At 42.7% G+C, this 25,094-nt stretch carries 17 protein-coding genes; 7 read left to right on the top strand and 10 right to left on the bottom strand.

Annotated elements, in window-relative coordinates:
* The first annotated feature begins 32 nt into the window (after nt 1-32).
* The 4 genes from C7475_RS12050 to C7475_RS12035 are packed head-to-tail and all read left to right on the top strand — an operon-like array spanning nt 33 to nt 5,272.
* A complete protein-coding gene (locus C7475_RS12050) occupies nt 33-941 on the top strand; it encodes a transglutaminase-like domain-containing protein (RefSeq protein ID WP_110053593.1) in 909 nt (302 codons plus the stop codon).
* 19 nt (nt 942-960) lie between these two features.
* On the top strand, nt 961-2,805 hold the full coding sequence (locus tag C7475_RS12045) for a chloride channel protein (RefSeq protein ID WP_110053592.1): 1,845 nt from the start codon (nt 961-963) through the stop codon (nt 2,803-2,805).
* A 39-nt stretch (nt 2,806-2,844) separates the two neighbouring features.
* The gene (locus C7475_RS12040) at nt 2,845-3,393 is read left to right on the top strand and encodes an NAD(P)H-dependent oxidoreductase (RefSeq protein ID WP_110053591.1); all 549 of its coding nucleotides are present in this window, start codon (nt 2,845-2,847) and stop codon (nt 3,391-3,393) included.
* A 1-nt stretch (nt 3,394) separates the two neighbouring features.
* A complete protein-coding gene (locus C7475_RS12035; protein WP_110053590.1) occupies nt 3,395-5,272 on the top strand; it encodes a monovalent cation:proton antiporter-2 (CPA2) family protein in 1,878 nt (625 codons plus the stop codon).
* 3 nt (nt 5,273-5,275) lie between these two features.
* On the opposite strand, the gene C7475_RS12030 is transcribed toward C7475_RS12035, so the two are convergent.
* From C7475_RS12030 to C7475_RS33410, 6 genes are all read right to left on the bottom strand, one after another.
* On the bottom strand, nt 5,276-5,536 hold the full coding sequence (locus C7475_RS12030) for a hypothetical protein (protein ID WP_110053589.1): 261 nt from the start codon (nt 5,534-5,536) through the stop codon (nt 5,276-5,278).
* 27 nt (nt 5,537-5,563) lie between these two features.
* Complete coding sequence (locus tag C7475_RS32775) at nt 5,564-5,785, bottom strand: hypothetical protein (RefSeq protein ID WP_146217531.1); 222 nt, start codon at nt 5,783-5,785, stop codon at nt 5,564-5,566.
* Nucleotides 5,786-6,437: 652 nt separating this feature from the next.
* On the bottom strand, nt 6,438-8,012 hold the full coding sequence (locus C7475_RS12020; protein ID WP_110053587.1) for a DHA2 family efflux MFS transporter permease subunit: 1,575 nt from the start codon (nt 8,010-8,012) through the stop codon (nt 6,438-6,440).
* Nucleotides 8,013-8,162: 150 nt separating this feature from the next.
* The gene (locus C7475_RS12015) at nt 8,163-9,290 is read right to left on the bottom strand and encodes an HlyD family secretion protein (protein ID WP_110053586.1); all 1,128 of its coding nucleotides are present in this window, start codon (nt 9,288-9,290) and stop codon (nt 8,163-8,165) included.
* Nucleotides 9,291-9,334: 44 nt separating this feature from the next.
* Entirely contained in the window at nt 9,335-10,699 is a 1,365-nt protein-coding gene (locus C7475_RS12010; protein WP_110053585.1) for a TolC family protein, read from the bottom strand.
* The gene (locus C7475_RS33410; RefSeq protein WP_110053584.1) at nt 10,689-11,315 is read right to left on the bottom strand and encodes a TetR/AcrR family transcriptional regulator; all 627 of its coding nucleotides are present in this window, start codon (nt 11,313-11,315) and stop codon (nt 10,689-10,691) included. Before C7475_RS33410 ends, C7475_RS12010 begins: the two co-directional genes overlap by 11 nt.
* A gap of 918 nt (nt 11,316-12,233) precedes the next feature.
* Between C7475_RS33410 and C7475_RS12000 the strand changes: the two genes are divergently transcribed.
* The 3 genes from C7475_RS12000 to C7475_RS11990 all read left to right on the top strand — a co-directional run bounded on the left by C7475_RS12000 (nt 12,234) and on the right by C7475_RS11990 (nt 15,488).
* Entirely contained in the window at nt 12,234-13,136 is a 903-nt protein-coding gene (locus tag C7475_RS12000) for a carbohydrate kinase (protein WP_110053583.1), read from the top strand.
* Nucleotides 13,137-13,300: 164 nt separating this feature from the next.
* Nucleotides 13,301-14,410, top strand: coding sequence for a carbohydrate-binding family 9-like protein (locus tag C7475_RS11995; protein ID WP_110053582.1), 1,110 nt, complete (start codon nt 13,301-13,303; stop codon nt 14,408-14,410).
* Nucleotides 14,403-15,488: a family 10 glycosylhydrolase gene (locus C7475_RS11990; RefSeq protein WP_110053581.1), complete on the top strand. Its 1,086-nt coding sequence runs from the start codon at nt 14,403-14,405 to the stop codon at nt 15,486-15,488. The genes C7475_RS11995 and C7475_RS11990 overlap by 8 nt, the downstream gene beginning before the upstream one ends.
* Nucleotides 15,489-17,211: 1,723 nt before the next feature.
* Here the strand turns inward: C7475_RS11990 and C7475_RS11985 are convergent.
* The 4 genes from C7475_RS11985 to C7475_RS11970 all read right to left on the bottom strand — a co-directional run bounded on the left by C7475_RS11985 (nt 17,212) and on the right by C7475_RS11970 (nt 24,810).
* Nucleotides 17,212-18,753 carry a RagB/SusD family nutrient uptake outer membrane protein gene (locus C7475_RS11985; protein ID WP_110053580.1) on the bottom strand — a complete coding sequence of 514 codons (1,542 nt, stop codon included), beginning with the start codon at nt 18,751-18,753 and terminating at the stop codon, nt 17,212-17,214.
* A 26-nt stretch (nt 18,754-18,779) separates the two neighbouring features.
* Entirely contained in the window at nt 18,780-21,734 is a 2,955-nt protein-coding gene (locus C7475_RS11980) for a SusC/RagA family TonB-linked outer membrane protein (RefSeq protein ID WP_110053579.1), read from the bottom strand.
* A 434-nt stretch (nt 21,735-22,168) separates the two neighbouring features.
* Nucleotides 22,169-23,773, bottom strand: coding sequence for a DUF6377 domain-containing protein (locus tag C7475_RS11975; protein ID WP_110053578.1), 1,605 nt, complete (start codon nt 23,771-23,773; stop codon nt 22,169-22,171).
* Nucleotides 23,770-24,810: a YafY family protein gene (locus C7475_RS11970; RefSeq protein WP_110053577.1), complete on the bottom strand. Its 1,041-nt coding sequence runs from the start codon at nt 24,808-24,810 to the stop codon at nt 23,770-23,772. The genes C7475_RS11975 and C7475_RS11970 overlap by 4 nt, the downstream gene beginning before the upstream one ends.
* Between the last annotated feature and the right edge of the window lie 284 nt (nt 24,811-25,094).

The following is a 25,094-nucleotide window of genomic DNA, read 5'->3' as shown; positions in this document are numbered from 1 at the left end:
TCTGGCATAATTTTGCGTTATTGCATACGATAATGGCCATCGATGAAAGTAAATACTCTACATTCCAGCAATTTCTGCTCAATCTACTGAGCTTGTTGACCATTGTACCATTAGCTCCCTATCTGAACAGGTATATTCCTACATTAGTTTTGCAGGGCTGGCACATGGACATGTTTGTGGCCGTATTGATCGCATTTCTGTTCACCCGTTTGCTACTGTGGATTTTTAAACCGTTGATTATTCCGGCCTTCGTATTAGTATGTAGCATATTGGTTATCAACTACTTTACCGACAATTATTCCTTTAATAATGTCCTTAACGACTATAAAGGAATGGTACAGGGTAATTGGGGCGCCAAGAATAACAAACAATTCGATATCCTCAGTCTATATCCTAGACGTGTAGAAACTTACCGGGATAAAACGGTAAGAGGCATGAGGGATAAGGTCAACTATAAAGATTCCCTTGTCCGCAATTTTTCCGTAGCACATTCACTGGAAGATTTTGACGAATATTTTCCCAAATATGGGAAGGTGTCGCGATACCTCGCACTATTTCACTACATAAACAGGCGGTTTAAATATGTGCCAGATACGCATCGTGACGAATATTTTGCTACACCTATGGAGACTATCCAGAATGGCCTGGGTGGCGATTGTGATGACCACTCCATCCTGATGGCATCCTGCCTGCAATCTATCGGTGCGCGTTGCCGCATCGTACTTATTCAGGGACATGCCTATCCGGAGCTTTATTGCGGTAGTAAGGAAGACTTTGAGATCATGAAACAGGCAATTGTTACTTTGTTCCCTCAACCACCGGTGAAGGAGATTCACTACCACGAGATGAAAGGCGAATATTGGATAAACCTCGACTATACAGCACGCCATCCGGGCGGGAAGTATATGAACGACAAGGTTTATGCGTTGATTGAATTATGACACAAAGAAAGCATGAGTAATGAGCCAATTTAAAACAGTAAAAAAATATCACTCATTTTTCAAGTTTAAACGTGATTTTGAGCGCTATAGTTTAAGAAAAGTAAGAAGTTACGAGATTATCTTTCACTGGTTGCATAAAGTATTAACCAGAAGTCAATTCCTGATATTGTCCGGTATCCTCGTAGGGTTTGTGGCAGGAATGGCAGGTGTATTACTTAAAGTCCTGGTGCATTATATACACTATTTTATAACTCATAAAGTACATTTCAGTACGCAGGTAATTTTTTATGCTCTCTTTCCCTTCCTGGGCATTGTATTAACCACGATACTGGTGATCTGGGTATTTAAAGGCCAATCAAGGAAAGGCATTGGTCTTATTCTACATGAAATTGCCCAGAATTCCAGCCTTATTCCACCAGTAAAAATGTATTCCCAGATCATGCAGAGTGCGATCACCATCGGACTGGGAGGATCTGCAGGATTAGAGAGCCCTATTGCGGTGACCGGTGCAGCTATCGGTAGTAACTATGCCCACAACTATAACCTGGGATATAAAGAAAGGACCTTACTACTGGCGGCAGGGGCTACCGCAGGTATTGCGGCGGCATTCAATGCACCTATTGCAGGGGTTATGTTCGCATTTGAGATCCTATTGACGGGGGTTGTTTTTTCAGACTTCATTCCATTGATATTAGCAGCTGTTTGCGGTAGCTTATTGTCCAAGATCATTTTACAGGAAGAAGTGCTGTTCCACTTTGAAACAAGGCAGGCATTCAATTACCATAATGTCCCTTTCTACATTGGGTTAGGGTTATTATCTGCATTGTATGCACGTTATTTCATCGTCGTATCCGGGCGTATCGAGCATTTTATTGCCGGCTTAAAGTGGTCTGCTCTCCGAAAAGCCATTATAGCCGGTGTGATAGTTTCTATATTATGCGTGTTGATGCCGCCTCTGTTTGGAGAAGGCTATACCAGTGTAAAATTACTGGCGGGAGGCCACTCCGATGAGATCATTCAGAACAGTTTTTTCAGATATATTCCTACACAAAGCTGGATATTGTTATTGTTCACTGGTTGCATATGTTTACTGAAAGTGTTTGCGACCGCTTTTACCATTCATGGTGGAGGTAATGGTGGAAATTTCGCACCATCTCTCTTTGCTGGTGGTTTCCTGGGATATTTCTTTGCCTTATTATGTTCTCATCTTGGATTTGATAATGTCCCCTTCACTAACCTTGTAATAGTAGGAATGGCCGGTGTGATGAGTGGTGTCCTGTACGCACCATTGACAGCCATCTTCCTGATTGCAGAATCCAGCTCTGGTTATGACCTTTTCATACCATTGATGATCGTGTCTACCACTTCCTTTCTCCTGGCAAAATGGTTTTCCCCGATTTCTCCTGAATTAAAACATCTGGCAGATAAGGGAAAGATCTTCACCAAAGCGCATGATAAAAATATCTTGTCGATGCTAAAACTGGAAGAACTGGTGGAAAAAAATATTCAAAGAATATCTCCGGATGAGACTCTTCGCCAATTAATAGAACTTGTAAAAGAAGGAAACCGTAACATGATCGGTGTTGTAGGGGTTGACGGCAACCTCGATGGTGTGATCACACTAGACGATATCCGGCCAATCATGTTCAGTCCAGACCTATACGATACCTTAACAGTAAGGCAACTCATGAAGCCACCATTGGCTGTTATTGACATCAATGATAACGTAGTGGATGTAGTCAATAAATTTGATGAGGTGCATGCCTGGAACCTTCCGGTCATTGAAGAAAATAAGCTGGTTGGCTTTGTTTCCAAGTCTGGCATCCTTAATCAATATAGACTATTATTGCAGGAATATTCATGATCTGGTTGGTTGGATCATGCTTGAAATTTAATCCGTTTTATGGCCAAAATTCTCATCTTATTTGCGCATCCGGCTTTTGAAAAATCCAGGGTGCATTCTCAATTACTGGCTGCCATACGCGGGATGCAGGGAGTAACCCTGCATGACCTTTATGAAGTATATCCTGACATGGGTATTGACGTAAGGCATGAGCAATCATTACTTCTTCAACACGATATTATATTATTTCAGCACCCTCTTTACTGGTATAGTGCTCCCGCCCTCATTAAACAATGGCAGGACCTCGTATTGGAACATGGCTGGGCTTATGGCCATACCGGTACTGCTTTACGGGGCAAAATAGCCGGTAGTGTTGTTACTGCCGGTGCACAAGAAACAGCTTACGGCAGAGAAGGATGGCATCACTATTCCGTGAGTGAATTCCTTCTGCCATTCAGGCAAACTGCACTATTGTGCAATATGCAGTACCTAGAACCATTCGTTATTTACGGCACGCACCGCCTTACCTATTCGGGCATTGCAGAGCAGGCCGTTTCCTACAAACAGATGTTGGAAAGGCTGAGAGACGGACAACTTAAAATTAAGTGACATGGAACATTCTTACTTCTTTATAGCAATGATATATCTGGCCGCTGCGGTGGTTTTCATCCCATTGGCCAAAAAACTCGGATTAGGTTCTGTGCTGGGATACTTACTGGCAGGTGTCGTGATAGGCCCCTCTCTAATGGGCTTCGTAGGACAGGAAGGTCAGGATATTATGCACTTCGCGGAATTTGGCGTAGTGATGATGCTGTTCCTGATCGGTATTGAACTGGAGCCAGCATTACTATGGAATATGCGGGCGCCTATTCTGGGGTTAGGTGGACTACAAGTACTGATCACGACTGCTGCAATTACTGGTATTGCCCTCTTACTTGGGCAACCGCTAAATGCCTCACTGGCACTTGGGATGACACTTTCCCTGTCATCAACAGCGATCGTATTACAAAGCCTGAAGGAGAAAGGGCAACTTGCCTCCGCGGCCGGCCAAAGTGCTTTTTCCGTACTACTTTTTCAGGACATCGCCGTTATTCCAATGCTGGCAATCTTCCCATTGCTGGCTGGCCCGGATGCCAGCAATAATGCAGGGCATACTGCCTCACTTAGAGATAACCTGCCGGCCTGGATGCAAACGTTAGTCGTACTGGGCGCTGTAATAGTGATCGTTGTAGCCGGACAATACCTGGTTCGTCCATTGTTGAGGGTAGTGGCAAGAACACGCGTAAGGGAATTGTTTACAGCCTTCTCCTTATTACTTGTAGTAGCGATCTCTGTACTTATGAGCCTTGTGGGTTTAAGCCCGGCATTAGGTGCATTTTTGGGAGGAGTGGTACTTGCCAACAGTGAATATAAACATGAATTAGAAAGCGATATTGAGCCCTTTAAAGGGCTGCTATTAGGACTGTTCTTTATGGCTGTGGGAGCATCTATCGACTTCAAGCTAGTATTGTCCATGCCATGGGTGATATTGGGGCTGGTTGTATCCTTAATAATACTGAAAGCGATAATACTACTGATTCTTGGAAAAGTATTCCGGATCAATACAGAACAAAACCTGCTCTTTGGAATGGCGCTTTCTCAAATAGGAGAATTTGCTTTTGTATTACTGGCTTTTACACAACAGAACAATATACTCTCCACCCGGATGGTCAGTATAATGACGGCTGTAGTAGCACTTAGTATGGCCTTGACACCATTGTTGTTACTAATACACGAGCGTGTTATTCAACCAAAGTTCAGCAAGACGGACAAAGACACAAATACACGTGAAGCTGACGAGATCCATGAGAAACATCCTATAATTATTGCTGGCTTTGGCCGTTTCGGAAATATCGTAGGACGTTTCCTGCGTGTCAATGGTGTAAAGGCAACTATCCTGGACCTGGATTCAGACAGGGTGGATGCATTACACAACCTGGGTGTAAAGGTTTATTATGGAGACGCTTCCCGTCGCGATCTGCTGGCAGCCGCGGGCGCCGCTGATGCGAAGATCATCATCATTGCCATGGATACTGTTGAACAAACACTTGATGTGGTAAAAATGGTTCGTAAAAACTTTCCTCATCTGCAGATGCTGGTAAAAGCGGAGAACATCCCGGATACCTATGAGCTGATGGACCTCGGCGTATTACATATTTACCGGGAAACGCTTGACACTTCACTACGTATGGGCGCAGATGCCTTACAGATGTTAGGTATAAGGGCCTACCATGCACACCGCAATGTCAGCACATTCAGAAAACAGGATGAGAAAGCATTGAAGGGCCTGTCTGCCATCAGAAATGACAAGAAACTCTACATCAATACGGTGAAGGAGCGTATTGAAGAACTCGAAAAACTGATGTCCAATGAAAGGGTGACCAAATGGAATCCTTCTGCACAGGGATGGGATGAGCAATCTCTCATTGATGAGGCCAATCAGGACTAAAGATTACTGACCGCTTACAGCTTCCTGTATCCTGCGGCCGATGTCCTGCAATAATTGCTGATCAACCGTATGTCCTGCATGTACGTGTTTATCACCAATAGCTCGCAGCTGCCCTTCTTCATCTTCCTCAAAGGTGATCTCACATTCTTCTACAGTAACTTTGTAGCTGATCTTGTATTGCTGTATCCACGGACGTACTTCTAGGATATGGGGTTTCTCCTTGTATTCAAACTTCAGTATAAATGGTTCGTCTAAACTTTCCATAGTTCACTAGTTAGCATGCAAAATACATTATTCAAAACTCTTATTCCGGATACGCATTTTCTCTTCTCTTGACAACTGATGAATGAACAGCAACGAAAGAGAGGCTGCGGCACTGATAATCAGTATATATCCGATAAAGCCGAGTGTGTGAAATAGCCGGAACAACGTCCAGTCGTTAATGATAGCGTACTGCGCTAAAACAGCCAGTACTGTTCCTAAGATCGCAAAAGCGAATGCAATTCTCTTCATAAAGGGTACGTTTTGGGATCCGTTTAATCTTCTCGAATTAATTGATCTTTTGTCCGTTTTTTTGTTGGTTAATTCTAATGTTTCAGGGGGCAAACAAAATGCCATGGGTGTCCGTGAAGCAAAGGTACTATCAGGATGATTTTTCACGTAGATATTTTTCCACATTTAATGGAAACTTAGAAAATGTGAATAACTGTATGTCTAAATTATCGCCAATATTCCGTATTGAAATTGCACATATCATACTGATAACTTTTACATAAACGAATCATTTATAAACTTTTTTACCATAATTTTATCCTACTTTAGTATTACGCAACGGCTAAACGCCGTGACAGGCATAGTAATTAACTACCATGTGATGTGAATAACTACCAAAATGATGAATCAGAATATTTCCAGTTTATAATGATTAAGTGATGCCGGTGTTTCTATTTTTTGACTCTACACCGGTACTGATTAATTTGAGATAAAAAGTACCCACTGCCTTTCCAGGCAAGGGTTTTTATTCCATTTCTCTGCTCATATCAGATCTACCTAAACCTCATTTCATCGTATTTCCGCTAATAAAAAAAAGCCGGAATAAGATTATTCCGGCTCATTACCTAAACCTACAACTGTTACACTGTTAGTAACATATCTTTAATATCTTTTAGTGCATAGCACTTGGATCAAGTTTCGTTTTCTTGCTTCCTTTTACCATCAATACAAACGGCACACAGATCAGGAACATCAATCCCAGATAAAGGAATACATCCATATACGACATCACTACAGCTTGTTTCATCACACTATATTCCAGTGACTGGTAAGCACTTCCTGCTGCTTTTTTTAGGTCCATTCCTTTTGCTGCAAAGTTGGCTGTCATTCCGGAAACTCTTTTCATCACGTCCGGATTGTTTGTATCCAGCTTGCTTACAAGATCTACGCGATGCAATTCATTGCGGCGGGAAACAAAAGTAGTGATCAACGCCACTCCAAAAGAACCGCCCAACTGACGCATCATACCGGTGAACGCAGCGCCTTGTCCTATCTGTTGGCCTTTCAGTGTAGACAATGAAAGTGTCGTAATTGGAATGAATAACATCCCCATCCCCATACCGCGTACAATGAGCATCCAGAAAAATGCTTCTGAACCTGTATCTGGTGTAATGATCTTATATCCCCACAAACAGAATATAAAGAATAAGAACATGCCTAATGCTACCAGGTACTGTTGTGGCACTCCTTTTTCCAGCATTTTACCAATGAAAGGCATCATAAATGCAGTTGTCAAGGCGGCCGGTATCATTAGCATACCTGATTGTGTAGCTGTCCAACCTAATGTACTCTGTGTATATAAAGGAATAATAAATGTAGACCCATATAACCCAAAACCCATAAGGAACGATAACAGCGTACCTACCCGAAGGTTCCCATTTCCCAATACCCTTAACTCTACAATCGGATTCTTATATGAAAGTTCTCTCCAGACAAAGAAGAAGAAGCCTAATACTGCTGCAATTCCTAATATTAATATTGTCGAGTCATTAAACCAGTCATCTTCCTGCCCACGTTCTAAGACGTACTGAAGCGATCCTACCCCTAAGGCCAGGAACCCAATTCCAAACCAATCCACTTCACTGGCAGATTTCTTTTCACCATATTTTGGACTTCTTACAAATTGAAGTGTAAGCAGGGTTGCGATTACACCGATAGGAATGTTTATATAAAAAATATAAGGCCAGGCATAGTTATCTACGATATAACCACCTAATGGAGGGCCCAGTGTCGGACCAATGATCACGCCCAGACCGTATATTGCCTGCGCCATCCCTCTTTTTTCAGGAGGATAACTTTCAGTGATAATGGTCTGCGAAGTCACCAATAGCGCACCGCCGCCCAATCCCTGAATAAATCGGAATAATACAAGCTCCCACATAGTGGTAGCATTTCCGCAAAGAAAGGATGAAATGGTAAATATTACTATTGAAACTGCGAAATAATTACGGCGTCCAAACTGTTGTGATAACCAACTCGTCATCGGTACAATAATTACGTTACCGATAGCATAAGCAGTGATCACCCAACCGATCTCACTCAACGTCGCTCCCATGTTTCCGCGCATATCATTCAATGCCACATTCACGATGGTTGTATCCACGATCTCAAGCAAGGCGCAAAATATGGCAGTAATTGTAATGATGACCCGGCGGGCCCCATATTCTACCAATGATTGTTGTTGCATCACGTTTATCAATTAGTTGTATAAAGATCAGTTACCAAATGTTCCCGCCTGGTGACGCATAATACGCTATTGTATATAAGACCAGTCTGAGAGCGATTCCATTTTGTTTATCAATCTGCACCACACAAGCGGGACCATTCGTAACCGATATTAGTCAAGATGTACGTCTACAACTACGTTCATACCTGGACGAAGTTGTTTTACTTCTGCCTGATTAAGATCATTAAATTCGATCTTTACAGGAAGACGCTGTACTACTTTTACGAAGTTACCGGAAGCGTTATCCGGAGGCAGTAAGGCAAAACGGGCGCCGGTGGCAGGAGAGAAGGATGTCACTTTACCCTCAATACTTTTACCAGGAAAAGCGTCCACATGTACACTTACTTTCTGGCCCAGTTTCATTTTATCCAGTTGTGTTTCCTTAAAGTTGGCCACTACCCAAACGTCGTTGGATAAAACCACGCTGAAAAGTGACTGACCAGCCTGTACCAGCTGTCCTGGCTGCACATATACCTTTGATACTTCACCATCTTCAGGAGCTGTAATGATAGAATAGCTCAGTACCAGTTTAGCATTGTCTACTTCTGCCTGACGTTCTTTTATTATTGCTTTTGCAGCATTAACCTGTTCAGCAGTAGCATCACTCTGTGTAGACACTGCGCTTGTTTGACGGGTTGCCACTTTTTTCTGCTCCTGCAGTACGTTCAATTGGCGTTCAGCAGTCTGTTTCGCTGCCAGGGCCTGTTCATATTGCTGTTGAGTGATAGAATGGTCCTTTATAAGATTATTATAACGTTCGTAGTCCTGGTTGGCGCGCCATACATTTACTTTAGCGGCTTCTATCTGTGCATCTACTGCATAGATATTGGCTTGAGAGGAAGAAATGTTTGAGCGGGAAGCAGTAGTGGTGGCAACTGCTACCTGTACATTTGCCTGTGCAGCAGCCAATGCAGCTTCTGCTTGTGCAACTTTTATCTGCAGGTCCCTGTCATCGAGGATTACCAGCGTATCTCCTTTTTTAACGCGCTGGTTATCTTTTACACGTACTTCTTTCACATAACCTGTTACTCTTGGTATTACGGGACTCACGTTTGCTTCTATCTGTGCATTGTCGGTCTCTTCATGATGCTGAGCATGTATGTATTTAGAGATACCGAAGGCACCACCACCGATAACAAGGATTGCCAAAACGATGATAAAGCGATAGTTCCTCTTTTTAGGAGCATCCTGAGTATTGTGGGAACCTTTATTATTAGTTGTAGCTGTTTGCGTTTCCATATAGTATATATATGATTGTTACTTTTATTTAAATCCTGAGTTGATTACTTCCCTGCCTCTGCGCCGGTTTCACTTAAAATGCCTGCCGTTTCTAATAGTCTGGTATAAGCAACCACTGCATCAGCCTTTGCAAAAGCGTAATTCAGTTTTGCCTGAACATTAGCTACGTCTGCTTCCAGCAGATCTGTAGTTGTGGCCAGATTATTCTCCTGCTTATTTTTTACTATCTTATAATTTTCGCTTGCCTGGTCAATTGCTTTCTGATAGGCATCTATCTTTTTCTGATTCACTAAGTAATCCTGGTATGCCTTATTGATAGAAAGATGGATATTATCTACCAGCAGCTCTTCATTCACCTGTACTTCCTGCAATCGTACTTTTGCTTCTGTTACTTTTGATCCTGCTTTCCAGAGTGAAGAAGGAGAGTACTTAACACCGATACCAGCGTTCAGTGCATTAGTTACAGTAAGCGCATTAGGTACAGTCAGAGCAACGTATCCACCTGTAAGTCCGACAGAAGGATAATATTCTCCTTTTGCAGCTTTAATGCCTGCTGTGGCAGCTCTTTCACGGGCAGACAGTGCGGCGGCATCCTTACGGTTCTGCATAGCTATTTGTTCCCATTCAGCAGCAGCTTTCGTGCCGGTTGGCGTTTGTTTAAAAGTGGTAGTATCCGCATCCAGTACTGTAGTTTCAGGCAATCCTAACAATAAGTTCATTGCAATATTGGCCAGCTTGAGGTTACTTTCTGCTTCTACAAGCGATACCTCAACATTAGATTGTTGCAGCTGTACTTTTAATAAATCGTTACGTGCTACGATCCCGTTCTTTTCAAGGTTGGTAAAATCCGCCACACGCTGTTGCTGTTGTTTTAGGTTTTCCTGTACAAGTGTTACGGCCTGCTGCGCTTTATAAAGATTGCTATAGGCGTTTATCGTGTTCTGGATCACTGCTTCCCGGTCTTTGTCTGCATCAAGTTTGGCCGCTTCTGCAAGGTACCGGGCCGATGCTTTCTGACTTTGAATGATAAAACCTGAAAAGATCGGCAGGGAAACAGTCGCCATTGCATAAGCAACTGAATTCACTTTGGGTGATGACCCACCACCAGAACTGTCGTTTCCGCCTACATTCAGTTTAAAATCTACGTTTGGCTCATTAATACGCAGATATGAGGCCGAAACGCTTATATCTGGCAATTGTGAATTGTTTGCAGTTTTCACTGATGCCAGTGCGGCATCGATTTTTGTTTTGCTGAGTTTGAGTTCTTTACTGTTTTGTATACTAAGCGTTATGGCTTCTTTCAATGACAGACTCTTCCTGTCCTGCGCCTGACTATAATAATACGGTAAAGTCAGTAGTGCGCATACTGTCAGAGACCATAGTCGCCTGTATGTGCTATTAAGCTTCATGGATTAGAATGGCTTTAAACAAATTTTTCAAATGATTGCTAGTATGACTGATCAGGTATTCCTGAAGTTCGTTGTCTGAGAGATGCTCAAGATTACTCATGCGCTGAAAATGATGCCTGGTGGACATGATGTGATTAGTAGTCCCTACCAGGGTATTCACCATCATTAGAATATCCAGATCTTTATTAAATACGCCACTTTCTTGCCCTTCATTAATAAATGCCTTGATCACTTCATGAACTTCCTTTTTATTTTCATGAATAAGGTCGTTTACCCCGATATCCTCCTGGATCTGCGCTCTGATCATCATCAGGTTAAAGCAGGGATTGCCCATTACACGGGCCACATATGTTTCCACCAACGAATCAAATCTTTCAACATATGAACGGGCTGAATTATGCAGCATTTCCGTCAATGTCAATTTCCAGGCAAAAATCCTTTTCAGGAAGATGGCTTCAATTAATTTCTCTTTTGAGCCAAAGTAGTAAGATATCATTGCGATGTTCACATCAGCCTCATGGGCAATATCCCTCACTGAAGTAGCATGAAAACCATGAGAAGCGAATAGCTTCTCGGCAGCCTCCAGTATTGATAATTGCTTTTGATTGTATTCCATGTGTAAAATCGAATTGTGGGCACAAAGTTAAACAAACATTTAATTAAATCAAACGACCGTTTAAATTCTAGATAAATTCAATACCTTTTTAAGCCAATTTTAAGGTCTTATACCCTGGCAGGTTAATTTTGGCTAAGGTGAGAGCGTAACACATGCTTTTTTTTAATACGTTTTTAATTTCCAGCACTTGTTTCAAAGACAGTGAACAGAACGAACTAACAGTATCAAAATGAACATAATGGCTTCACTGATTCTCTGGTTTTCATTTTACTTTTGAGCCGTCAAAAAAATTGTTGTCCCACTCAATCAATCATTTATGCTATTTCTAGTCCTACGTGAGTTCACTTTGATAAAACAAATCATTAATTCTTTATCTCGAACCAATACATTATTATGGAGTATACTTTAAAAGACTATAGCTTATTAAGCTGTCTGCCTATATCCGTTAACAAGGTTCATCCAAGCCTATCTTTATACCTATCTCTATATTTATATCTATTACTTTATCTAATTCTAAGGTTAAACCGATCTCTATATCTATCCGTATCCATTATCTGAAAAACGATACCGGATTCAATCGTTCCGTCCCATCCGGGCATGTCAATATTTCCATTTTTAGGTTTACCACGCTGCTTTGACGCTGTCATAGCCGCTAGGTCCATCCATTGCTTGTATCTAAGGCGTTGTAATTCATTATAATGCACTGGACGGGGTTTGTATTATACACACCAAGGTTGATAAAATAGATATAAAATCCGGAGCGCTTTTCAGCGCTCTGGCACTTTCATATTCATAAGTAGTAAGTAAAATGACCCGGGTGTCCCAACACCTGAACTACCACTTTCTATAAAAGGTTCTATTGGAAAAGAGTATTATTATGTAATCAAAATATAATTACTGAGCGCAAATACATTAATTATGACGCAGTATCAAGTAGCTTGTTTTGGAGAAGTGCTCTGGGATATTTTACCGGACAAGGCCTTACCTGGAGGAGCACCGATGAATGTGGCCTATCATCTTCAGAAACTATCCGTGCCTGTAGCAATGATATCCAGTATTGGTAATGATGAACCAGGGCAGACTTTACTGGAAATCTTGAAGCAATATCAACTGACGACCGACTACATTCAAACCGATCCGGTTCATGAAACAGGAAAGGTATATGCACGCCCATCATCAGACAATCCACTGGAGATGAAATATGAGATTATTCAGCCCGTAGCCTGGGATTATATTTCCTTTACATCTTCTCTTCGGGAATTAGCCCAACAGACAGGAGATACCTTTCTCGTTTTCGGCAGTTTGGCAGCCAGGAATATAGATAGCCGCCAAACGTTGTTGTCTTTGTTAAAGGGAAATCGCACGTTTATACTGGATATTAATTTACGGCCTCCTCATTTCGACCAGGAGCTGTTGGTTGAACTTTTACATCATTGTCATATACTAAAACTGAATGAAACAGAGCTCTCTATTATTGGCGACTGGCATCAATGGCCGGATAATATGGAAGCAAAAGTAAAAGCACTTAGCACACAATACGCTATTCCTACGATCATTGTGACACTGGGTGAAAAAGGAGCAGCGTTATTAAAAGGGGGGAAATTCTATCAACATCCCGGCTATCCAGTGAAAGTAGCGGACACCATAGGTAGTGGCGACGCCTTCCTGGCCGGATATTTATATAGCACCATTAAAAAATATGATCCTTCTGACTCTCTTGCATTCTCCTGCGCTCTCGGTGCCCTAGTCGCATCCTACCAGGGAGGATGTCCGGATTATCAGAAAACTGAGATTACTACACTAATAGCAGCCCATAAATAAACACTTCATATAACCTGGTTGTTAAAACAATCAGGGAAACAGATCAAGTCAACATCGAAAAGGGTATAACTAAAATTATACCCTTTTTTTGCAATTTAAACACCCCATTGAACCATTCATTGAAAAAATATGAATAACGTGCTCATCTTACTTATATTTAACTCATGTCTCAACTTATTCGTCATGTGATTACAGGATTAGGAATGGTATGCCTGTACCTCCCATCCTACGCACAACAGAAACCGGCCTATGTGCCACCCAGGCAATATCACTCTTATCAAACGGCAGTACCCGTCAAGATCGATGGGATAGCTGACGAAGATGCGTGGGCAAAAGCCTTATGGAGTGATGATTTCACAGATATCGAAGGTGACAAGCAGCCTACTCCGGCTATGCGGACCCGCCTGAAGATGCTGTGGGACAAGCAGTACCTATATATTTTCGCCGAACTGGAAGAACCTCATATCTGGGCTACCTTACATCAACATGATACCATTATCTTCCAGGATAATGATTTTGAAGTTTTTGTAGATCCGGATGGAGACGGTGAAAGGTATTTTGAAATTGAGATCAATCCTCATAACACAGTTATGGACCTCTTTATGCCTAAAGCATACAGGGCCGGCGGCGATGCCTTATTAACCTGGGACACCAAAGGAATCCAGACAGCAGTACAGATAGACGGCACCCTGAATAATCCAAAGGATAAAGACAAAAAATGGACAGTAGAAATGGCCATTCCCTTCAGTGCATTCGTTTTATTCAATCAGGGACTAACACCTAAAGACGGCACCCGCTGGAGAATTAATTTTTCCCGTGTTGAATGGGATACCGATATTGTGAACGGACAGTATATTAAACGGAAAGATCCCAAAACCGGCAGATCACTACCTGAACATAACTGGGTATGGTCTCCTCAGGGTATCATTAATATGCACGCACCCGAAAAGTGGGGCTACCTGTCCTTCGTTGCCCAACCAGCTGGCAGCGCACCTGTAACGTTACCACTCCCGGCCATTGAAGCTGCCAAAGAATATCTTTGGGACGTCTATGCCAGACAACAACAATATCGCAGAAAGAATGGCCGCTATGCATCCACACTCGGTGCTCTTGGTATAACTGCGACAGCTATTACAGAGCAAGGAGTTACCTACACTTTGCTGATGGAAGGTATTACCGACCAATTCACAGCCACACTGGTAAGTAAAAACACCAAAGAACATTGTTCTATTAATCAAGAAGGGAAAATCTCTCAAAAATCGTCAAATGAATAAACGCAATTTCCTGAAATCAGTTGGCCTCGGTAGCCTGGCTATCATGCAGCCAGCCATCCCGACCTTATCTGCTTCCGCCAAGGCACCGGCACAACCGGCTAAAACAGCCAGACATCGTGTTTGGATCAATCCAGATGAAAAAGATACCGTTGCCGAACTGCAACAACGTTATGCTGCTTATAGAAAAGCCGGTATTGGAGACATCTTCTTTGAAGCAGACAGTGAAAAGCATTTCAGGGCGGCGAAAGAGAATGGCATTAAAGCACATAGATGGATCTGGACAATGAATCGTGGCGAAAAGGAACTACTGGCCAGCCATCCTGAATGGTACGCAAAAAACAGAAAAGGTGAATCCTGCGCTACACACCCTCCTTATGTGGGTTATTATCGTTGGCTATGTCCAAGCAAACCGGAAGTAATAAATTACCTGAAAGAGCAGGCAGAGTCTGTACTGTCAAAAGACTATGTGGATGGCCTGCACCTTGATTATGTTCGCTACTGCGATGTGGTGCTGCCTGTAAACTTATGGAGCAACTATGGCATCGATCAGTCTAAAGAACTGCCTGAGTACGATTTCTGCTATTGTGAAACCTGCAGGGAAAAATATAAAGCACAAAAAGGAATAGATCCTCTGGAAATGGAACATCCTGATCAGAGCCCTTCCTGGAGGAAGTACAGATATGACCGCATCACTAACGTTGTGACCAACCTGGCACAAGTGGCCAAACAACATAAAAAGCCTATTACAGCTGCTGTATTTCCAACTCCCGATATCGCCAAACGTATTGTGAGGCAAGATTGGACGAACTGGCCGCTGGATTCGGTTAATCCAATGATCTATCATGGTTTTTATAAAGAAGATGTAAACTGGATAGGAGAAGCCGTGGCAGAGGGAGTAAATGGCCTTCACGGCAAATTCCCGTTATATGCAGGCTTGTACCTACCGGATTTTAAAGGTAATATGGCCGATCTTGAAAAAGGTGTTCGCCTGGCATTGCAAAATGGGGCCGCTGGAGTATCTCTATTCGGACATGTAGACAGCACTGTGTTGGATACAATTAAAAAGGCAAGTGTATAGTGTAATATCATACTGACATTTGTTTAAAATACAGCCGGGGACCATGATTGGTCCCCGGTTTTGATTTAACCCCATGTAACTATGAATTTTCTTCGCTTCAAAAAAAGTTTCAGGTACCAGGAATGATACCTGTTGTCAACCAAAAACGATAAATTAACACCATTAAGATTACCAGGCGCCAGGAATGGCGCCCAGCTCAGACTAATCACCTATTATGCGATTGAGATTATTCCAGTTTAAATATCTTAAAGAGGCATAAAAGTTCCGGATGCCATGACTAGCTTCCGGGTCACAAATTGAAAACCCCTAATAGAAATTATCATTAAAGATGCGGCGCCCTTCGCCAGTGCTTTCCCACTTTACTCTCAGCGCCGCATGTGTCATCCCCCCAAAAGTTTCTTCACTATACTAAATGCTCATTTAAAGCAAATACTGCGATCATAACAATCTTCATTTATCTCACCGACTACATATCATAGCTACTTCCTATACCCCAGCGCTAATCTTCTTTTTTTTACTGACACTTTCATTCAGTCTCCCTCACAATCATCATCATTCCAGATATTCCAAAATCAGTAGCATCCCGCTGCGCCATATCACTATAACCATTATACGCTACCAGGCGTATATAAATCTTAAAGCACCTGGTATTTTCTGTCAACACATCATCTATACTGCCTCTTCCTCTATTTACCACAGTAACATAGATTCATTGATTTTAAAATAGACCAGGTACCAAGAATGGTTCCCGGGTTGGAGATCGTATTTGTTTGTTAATGCGTGACTTATAACTATAAACAAAACTCTTTTATTTACATCAGGGCAAAAGACCGCCATAACAGTATTTTGCTACTGAAAAACATGAATGATTTAAGAAATCCCAGGTATCAAGACTAATACCCGGTGTCCAATTGTTGAATTAACCCCTAAATTCTAAATAGACCGGAAAACAAAGGCAATATGAGCTTAACGTCCGTACTTTAGGACTGAAATCATTACCTGCATGATGCTGTGTTTTATCCCCTTTAATAATTTATTGAAAGAAAAATATTTTGCGTTCTTCACTAAGTAAATTCTCGTATCATTTTCGTATAGGTATATGGATTAACTTAAAGCTGTTTTATTAAAATGCCATTGGCGTTAGCGACAACAATACAAAAGTAACCAGGCTTCTCCGATTAACCTTGCATCATTATATTCATTAAACCAATAGCATTCATTTTATTCAGTTTTAATACAACTCAGGCAGTGAAAGGAAAAATTTGTAATGCATAAGTAACAAGTCGGGATGCAAATTGAGGAAGGAAAAATCGGGATTACAATAACTCAATTATTGGATTAACAGAACAACTGATATATATGCCTATTCCCGGTGGAGGTAACCAATCTCTACCCCCAACCGGGTAATAAGCTGCATCAAAATTCCACCACAATTCCACTCTGCACTATCTTTATGCTTACTGCTTTGTTCATAGCAAATCCAGCATATCCCCCTTGTGTAAACTACCATTTGCAGCTATAGCACCTGCTATACTGTTTAGGCGTAAGATGTAAATTTCAATGCATAGGTTTCTTGTGTTAAAGACATTTCATATACTCCTGCTCCGCAGGACAAATAATACCCGGCATGATCACCTGCTGGAGAATCTGCAGGTTGTCATGCTATGAAAAGTATGTGAAAGATCAGAAGAGACTGCATAGTACAGTCTCTTCTGATAAATTATTAATAACCGTCGTTCTGTTTGAGATTTTTGTTAACGGCGAGATCACTGGTAGGTATTGGGAATAACAAATTTCTTGGATCATCAGAAGGCTTCAGCTGCCAGGTATCCAGGAACTTTCCAAAGCGGATCAGGTCTTGTCTCCGCCATCCTTCCCAATAAAGCTCCCGGCCTCTTTCATCAATCAGTTTGTCAAGATCGATAGAAGTCCAGGCGCTGGCATGACGGTCTGCTCTGATCGAGTTAACAATAGTCAATGCCTGAGGAGCACTGTTTGTTCGCAGGAGCGCTTCGGCTTTCATCAACAATACGTCTGCATAACGCAGGAAAACATAATCATTGTTTGCATTATTACTACTCTTGGTTTCACTGGATGTCATGTCTGGTGGATATTTCACAACCCTGATACCTGTTACTTCCAGTGTATTCGGATCCGTCTCCTGTAGTTTCAATTCTCTTGTGAAGATCAAAAGATTTCCCTTCCTGTCTTTTAAAGCTGTACCCGCAGCATTATACTGCTGTCCAACCAGGAAGCCTACTTTCAGACCACTTTTCTCTGTTACACCCGGATAAGCGCCTCCACGACGAACATCCGTCGCTTCGTATTTATCATAGAAATCAGAGATCGTAGCATATCCGTTCCAGCCGCTCGGGTCTTGGTTATAATGCAGGGTAGGCGCCCAATGGCAGAATACCGCATTACCACTTCTTACTGTACTGAAACCCGGTCCGTTACGCTGGGTAAAGATGTTTTCTTTTGAGATAGCATCGTTATTAAAGGCAAAGTTGTCATAATAATTAGTCAGGGTATATTTACCGCTCGCAGTGATGGCGTCTGCCAGTTCAATAACCTTCTGCATATCGGCAGCATCGAACGTAGGTGCCGCTCTGTTTGCAAAAGCGCCTTTATTCAGATACACCTTCATCAGAAGTGCCCTGGCTGCATTTTTATTAGCAGTATAAGCCGGAACATTTTCATCGAGTATATCAATGATCTCCGTCAGTTCATTGATGATATATTCCGTTGCTTCAGCAGGTTGCATTACTCTTGGTGCGTTCAGCAATGTGTCTCCCGGGTTACGGAAAGGCACCTGTCCCCAGCCGTCCAGGATGGCAAACATAGCAAAAGCCCGCAGGAACCGCGCTTCTCCCGCCTGTTGTGCAGTAGGTTTAAAACTCAGTACGTTAGATGCCAGGAACTGGAGTTGCAGAATGTTAGAAAATGTATTGCTGATATAAGTATGATCCGGCGTCCAGTTGTGCAGTTTAAGTGCACGCCATACACCATTGTCATCCCAGTCGCCACCGCGGGTAGGGGCTACCGCTTCGTCTGACGTCATTTCCTGAAGTGCCCAAAAGTTGGATTGGTCCTGAAAAGGCAATTGCAGGCCATTATATGCCGAGATCAAAAGTGCAGGAACTTTGATCAGTGAATCTGCCTGCTCACGTGTCAGCGTGGAACCCAGCTCCTCATCAAGAGAGCACGAAGACATTCCACATCCGAAGACAAGTGATAATATTATAAATGCTTTATTCAATCGCATAGTAGTAATTTTTTTAAATCAGTGAATTATAACGAGAAATTGATGCCGGCCAGAAAGTTCCTGGCTGTCGGATAAGGTGAATACTCGATACCCAGAGAGGTCACACCATTGATAGCCTTATCTGTATTCACTTCAGGGTCAAAACCGGAATACTTCGTAATAATGAAGAGGTTTTGTCCGGTGATGTAGATAGAAGCGTTTTTGATCACCTTTCCGATATTCCCGATACTATAACTGATAGTGGCGTTATCCATTTTCATGAAATTGCCTTTTTCCAGATAACGGCTGGATACTGTGATTGGGTTTGAGAGGCTTTCCTGTGTTCCCACCAGGTCGGCAGCAATGTTCCTGGAACCCAGGTTGTTGATAGGCAGTACAGTGTTGGCTGTATTATTATAAAGATCAAACCCATAGGCGCCGTGCATGCTGATATTTAATGCCCATTGCTTATAATTAACAGCAGTAATAATACCTAACATTGTTTTAGGGTTAGGATCTCCCAGGTAAAACAGGCTGTTACCGCCGTTAGTATATTTACCCTGGCCATTGTCATCAAAACCTTCAAACTTTCTCAGATAGAATGAGTTTAGCGGCTGATTGTTGGTAAGGCGCTGAGCATAAGCATCAGACACTCCCTGTCCGCTGATGGAACCGGTCAGCACTGGAGGACCATCATAGTTTTCCAGTCTGTTCTTCAGGAAAGTAGCGTTCACACCAAGGTTCCAGGTAAAGTTCTTGGTGGCCACCACGTCGCCGCGTAATACGATTTCCACCCCTTTGTTGATCACATTAGCCGGCAGGTTGATCCAGTAGTTGGAAGCAGGCGCTGGCTGGATAGCAGGGAAATTGAACAGCAGGTCAGACGTATTCTTGTGGAAATAATCTACGCTACCATAGAGTCTGCCGCCGAAGAAAGTATAGTCAATACCAGCATTCAGCTGTTTGGAACTTTCCCACTTCAGGTTTGGATTGGCAACATTGCTCAAGCTGGCGCCACCATTTGAATTAAGCGTGTATTGTTCTTGTGCAGCTCCTGCAGGGAACTCCTGGTTACCAGTAATACCCCAGCCCACACGTAATGCCAGCTGGTTGATGGTCTTGTTATCTTTCAGGAACGCCTCATTGCTCAAGTTCCATTTTGCAGCAAATGAAGGGAAATAACCGTACTTGTTATTGGAACCGAACTTGCTTGAACCGTCTGCTCTCAGGGTAGCTGTCAACAGGTACTTATCAAAGAAGTTCAGGTTAGCCCTACCAAAATAGGATTGTAGTTCTGACCTCGGATTACGGAATGAGCTCAAGAATGTATTCGTCTGGCTTGGGTTCTGGAGGATGTCAGTATATTTCAACTCATCCGTAGTAAATCCAAGACCTCCCAGATTTCTGCCCTTATAATCAAACTTCTGGCGTTCATATCCCACCACGGCACCAACGAAGAGGGCAGGAGTAACCTGTTTGTTGAAGTTTAGGGTATGGGTCATCAATTGAGACGTCAGCGTATTATTGCCATAATAAGCCTGGCCATTACCGAATACCTGGTCAATATTAATAAAGGAGGCGATCTGTGTTTCCCTTTCACCTACCTGGTGATTAATACTGTACATAAAACGGTATTCCAGCCAATCCGTGAACTTGAAAGATGGTGACACGTTTGCCAGAATACTATTGATGTTCACCTTATCGTCGTAGGCTGCCGACATGGCTTCCGGATTGATTGCGGAACCTACGCCTAACAGGTTAAACGAACCATCAGGTTTACGCAGTGCAAGAGTAGGGTTCCATTGCAATGCCTGACCAATTAAACTACCAGTGAAACCTGCGTTACTGGTGATTGGAGCGATCTGCTCGGTAGTGTGCGCTGCCTGTATCGAATAATCTACTCCAAGTCTCTTATTTTCAAGCAACTTATATTGACCATTCAGATTGGCAGTATATTTCTTCAGTCCGGTCTTTTTTACAATACCCTGCTGATCGAGCATACCAAAAGATGCTCTGTAAACACTGGATTCACTTCCTCCGCTGATACCAACGTTCACGTTATGTGTAACGCCTGTACGAAGAATGCTTTCCATTGCGTCCACACTGGAGCCTTCATCTCCACCGGCCAGGTTATATTGCTTAAGCGCGCTCCTGTAGCCGGCAGCATCTAATACATCCAGTTTTTTAAGGATCTTACTCATACCGGCGGAGTAGTTCACATCCAGGCGTGGGGTTCCTACCGCACCTTTTTTAGTAGTGATGATCACAACGCCGTTAGCACCTCTGGCACCGTAAATAGCAGTAGCAGACGCGTCTTTAAGTACGTCCATGGACTGGATGTCAAAGGAATTGATAAAGTTCAATGGGTTGGCATCCGGGGTCTGCCCCAGACCATTGGCACTTACCGAGGGTTTGGCAGTACGGCCGTCCAACGGCATACCGTCTACCACATACAGTGGCTGGTTACCAGTTCTTACAGAGGAATTACCCCTGATTCTCACCGTAGTGGCACCGCCAGGGGCTCCACTGTTGGCTACCACCATGAGACCGGCAACTTTACCCTGGATCAACTGATCAGGAGCTGTTACGATACCACGGTTAAAGTCGGCCGACTTAATAGAAACAACAGAACCCGTGAGGTCCTTCTTCCTGGTAGTACCATAACCTACTACCACAACATCCGTCAGGGTAGTGCTGGTTGGTACGAGTGAAATAGAAAAATCAGATTTACTACCGATGGCGACCTCTTGTTGTACATAGCCGACAAAAGATATTACCAGCGTAGTTGCGGTAGCCGGTACATTCACTTTGAACGTGCCATCTACACCTGTAGCCGTACCCGTACTGGTACCTTTTACTTGTACAGTGGCTCCCGGAACAGGGCTGCCATTTTCATCCGTGATCTTGCCGGTCACGGGTTTGGTCTGCGCACTGGCTATACCTGCTACAAGCAGTAATAACGAGCATAGCAGACGCACCTTGCGAAATAGAAGATTGGTCATAGATCAGTTTTTATTGGTTTGTGGAATATTGATGCCTGAAATAAATGGGTCTGGTAAGCCTGGCAGCTCACCAAACGTGGAATACTTAACCCTGCACCGATGTCTTACATAACGTGATAATGTCTCTCTGCAATAAGTCCTGGCTAGGCTAATTAGGGCCTGATTGTTTGCTTCATAACTGGATTTGTTGACATTGATCTTAACGTGGTCTCACTGGTTCTACCTCCAACGGATAGTTTACGGATGCGGTCGATAAGTCAAAGTAAGCCTGCCTGACACAGGTTAACAATTTATATGATCGTTATATAGAAAATATAGCGCAAAATGGTGTTTTCATAAGAACCAATTTATTGATTAACAATGCATTAATATTATATTATCATTATTACTATATAATGATAATAACCGGGTTTTCTTATCATTTTATAACGTGTTTAAAGGGCTTTGATGTCCATAAGCCGTTCTTCAAATTCCTCTTTGGGAATAATTGCCTTGTTCTTGATCTTAGTTTTATAAGTGTAAATTGTATTCACTGAATATTCGAGGATCTGGGCAATCTTTACATTGTCACTGATACCTATCCTTATCAGGGCGAAAATCCGGAGGTCTGTATTTAGTAGTTCGTTATCTTTTAACCTGATCCGGTCTTCTTCTCTAAAAAATGAGTTAAAAACTGTTACAAAGTTGGGAAATATTTTCAGGAAGATACGATCAAAATTTCTGAACAATTCATCCCTTTCTTCCTTCAGATCAATATTATTGACAAGATATCTGACCTCTGCATATTTATTGTCAGTTAGCTTCTGATCAGCCAGCTTTTTAAATTTCTTGATTTTGTCCAGGTAAGACGAGTTGATCTGGAAGCAATAACCAATATATTCCTCCTTGATCTTGTTTGCCTCCATCAACTTATAGTTGATCTCCTGCTGCAGTGCATGGGCTGACGTGATAACCTGCTGAGCTGCCTGTAGTTTTTTATATTGCCGGTAAATGATCACCGACAACCAGATCAGCGCCAACAACAACAGCGTCGCGATGGCGGAATAGACAAACAACAGCTTTTTCTGTGCCTCTACCGTATTGATCTTCTCCACTTCAATAATGGGCAGTATCGCACTAACCTGTACCTTCCTCAAGCGGGCGCCATAAAACGAAGCATCCGCAACGGCATATTCTATAAAGCGGGAGGCATGTTTGACATCCCGTTCCTTAAAAAGCAGTTCAGCCAGGATGAACATTGCCGTCGTTTCTTTGGTACAAGACATAATATCGGCTATCGCCGCTTTTGTCATCATGATGATCGCACTGTCCTGTTTACCTGTCCGTATATAAATATTACCCAGTGAGGAGGTTGCGATGGCCTGCTGATGCATGGTAATATCCGTATGAGCCACAGTTAAGGTGTAATAATATTTCGCACTGTCCATCATCTGCTTTTTCTGATACATTAAACCATAACTATAATCATAATTAAAAGAATGTGGTTTATATAACATCAGAGCAGAGTCAATGTAGATATTCCCCTGGCGCGTATAGGCAGGCGCAAAGTAGGTATCACTGCTATAGTCAGACATGTCATAGTAATAACGCCCCTTTAATGAGTAGTATTCCGCCCTGGCAGTATCGGGCAGGGAATTGACGTTTACTGTTAACAGGTAGTCCCCTGCTTCACGGAACATTCCCGATGAAAGCAATACAAATCCCAGCTTAACTCCTGCATAATTGATGCGCTGCGAATCATTCATTTCGCGGGCCAGATCCTGTAATTTCCGTGCATAGGCAAAAGCAGAATCATATTTAAAAACTTTGAACTGTTCATATAACTGATGACAAATGACAAACTGCTCCTGAAGGGTCAGGTGTCTTGCCGCAGCAAATGCATGTCTTAAGGTATTGATCTGTTTCAGTTTTTCCGCGTCATAGAGATGCGCATTTTCGATTGTCAGATTCAGCTTGTCCAATAAACTATCCCGGGAAGAACCGGCAAATGACATTTTACATGCAACTAGCAATAACAAACAAATAAGCTTCGATTTCATTTTTCAGTTTTGTGGAACAGTAGCGGGTCACTGTAATTGATTACTCCCTGCTGCATTTTTTTTTCCATTCTGGCTGCCAGGCTTCCGGGAGATAAAACAATCATTCCATCTCCATAGCCGAGGATTTCCCTTTCCAGCTCAAAATTCAGTTGGACCTTTAAGTTAATAACGATACCATCCTCCCGGCTCTCGATGAGTTCCTGGGAATGATGCATCGGTTTTGTAAGAATGTATGGCGCGTGTTCATGACTGACAAGTAACTTTACATTTTGAGCGCGCATATTTTCGGAAACAGTCACCCCTATCACATCTTTATAGTAGGCAGCCGGATCCACTTCCTCATTCTCAATATACAAAGGGCTGTCCAAAAGTTCTAATTCCTGTATCCTGTCCAGGGCCAGATGAGTGACCAGCATGCCTTTTCCCTTTACTCCTACGGCAAACCACCTGTTCTTAAATTCCTTCAGCCACCAAACATGATAGTCAAACGAGTTGCCGCTCTTTGCCCGGAAGGACTGATAACCGATCTTCACCGGCTTCCTTTGTATAATAGATTGGTACAACAATTCCAGGTATTCCAATCCTTTTAATCGCTCGTTCTTTTCAAACTCTATAACCGACTTTGTATTGTTAGAAGCCGCGTACACATGATCTTCCAGTTTCTGTACGACTTCATTCAAACTGCTGAAGTGGGAGAACCCTTTAAATTGCTTAAGCACTTCTACCGCTTCATTCATCCGGCTCAGGTCAAGATCGTTTAAAGGTATCTTAGTGATGCTGTATTCCGGGTCTTCATACGTGTAATATTTTTTGTCCACTACGATGATAGGCGCACTATATCCCAGTTTGTCGCTTCGCATGGCCTGAAGGTCCATCTGAATGGCACGCCGGCTGATCCCTTTTTCAACACCCTCGTATTCATACAATGCATCTCCAACAGCGTTAATAAGGTCTTGCAATGTCCATTTCCGCAAACGGTTCCGGAGACAGGAATCAATTGTTCTGTAACGGATAAGGGCATTCTTATTAACAGGCATCAGGCTATTTTTTCAAAAAGTAGAAAAAATTATTCTAATGCGCAAAAAAAGTGCGCACATGACTTTCACCTTTGTTTTGTCATCGCTGATGGCATGGTTTCGAAAGGCCGCGGCGGACCGGATGAGGGTTTCTGAATGGCCCCGTAGTATTGCCAGCAATAGCTGGCAATATGCTGCTTCCGCAACTAATCGTTACTGGTGATTCTATGGGTCGTGGGTTCAAATCCCTCTCCGCCGCAAGGCAGATAGCTCAGACAGGTAGAGCAATAGACGTAGGACCCTTA

Origin of the sequence: Chitinophaga sp. S165 (assembly GCF_003182155.1) — a bacterium.
GTDB lineage: Bacteria > Bacteroidota > Bacteroidia > Chitinophagales > Chitinophagaceae > Chitinophaga.
This window is presented reverse-complemented; position numbering and strand designations above follow the sequence as displayed.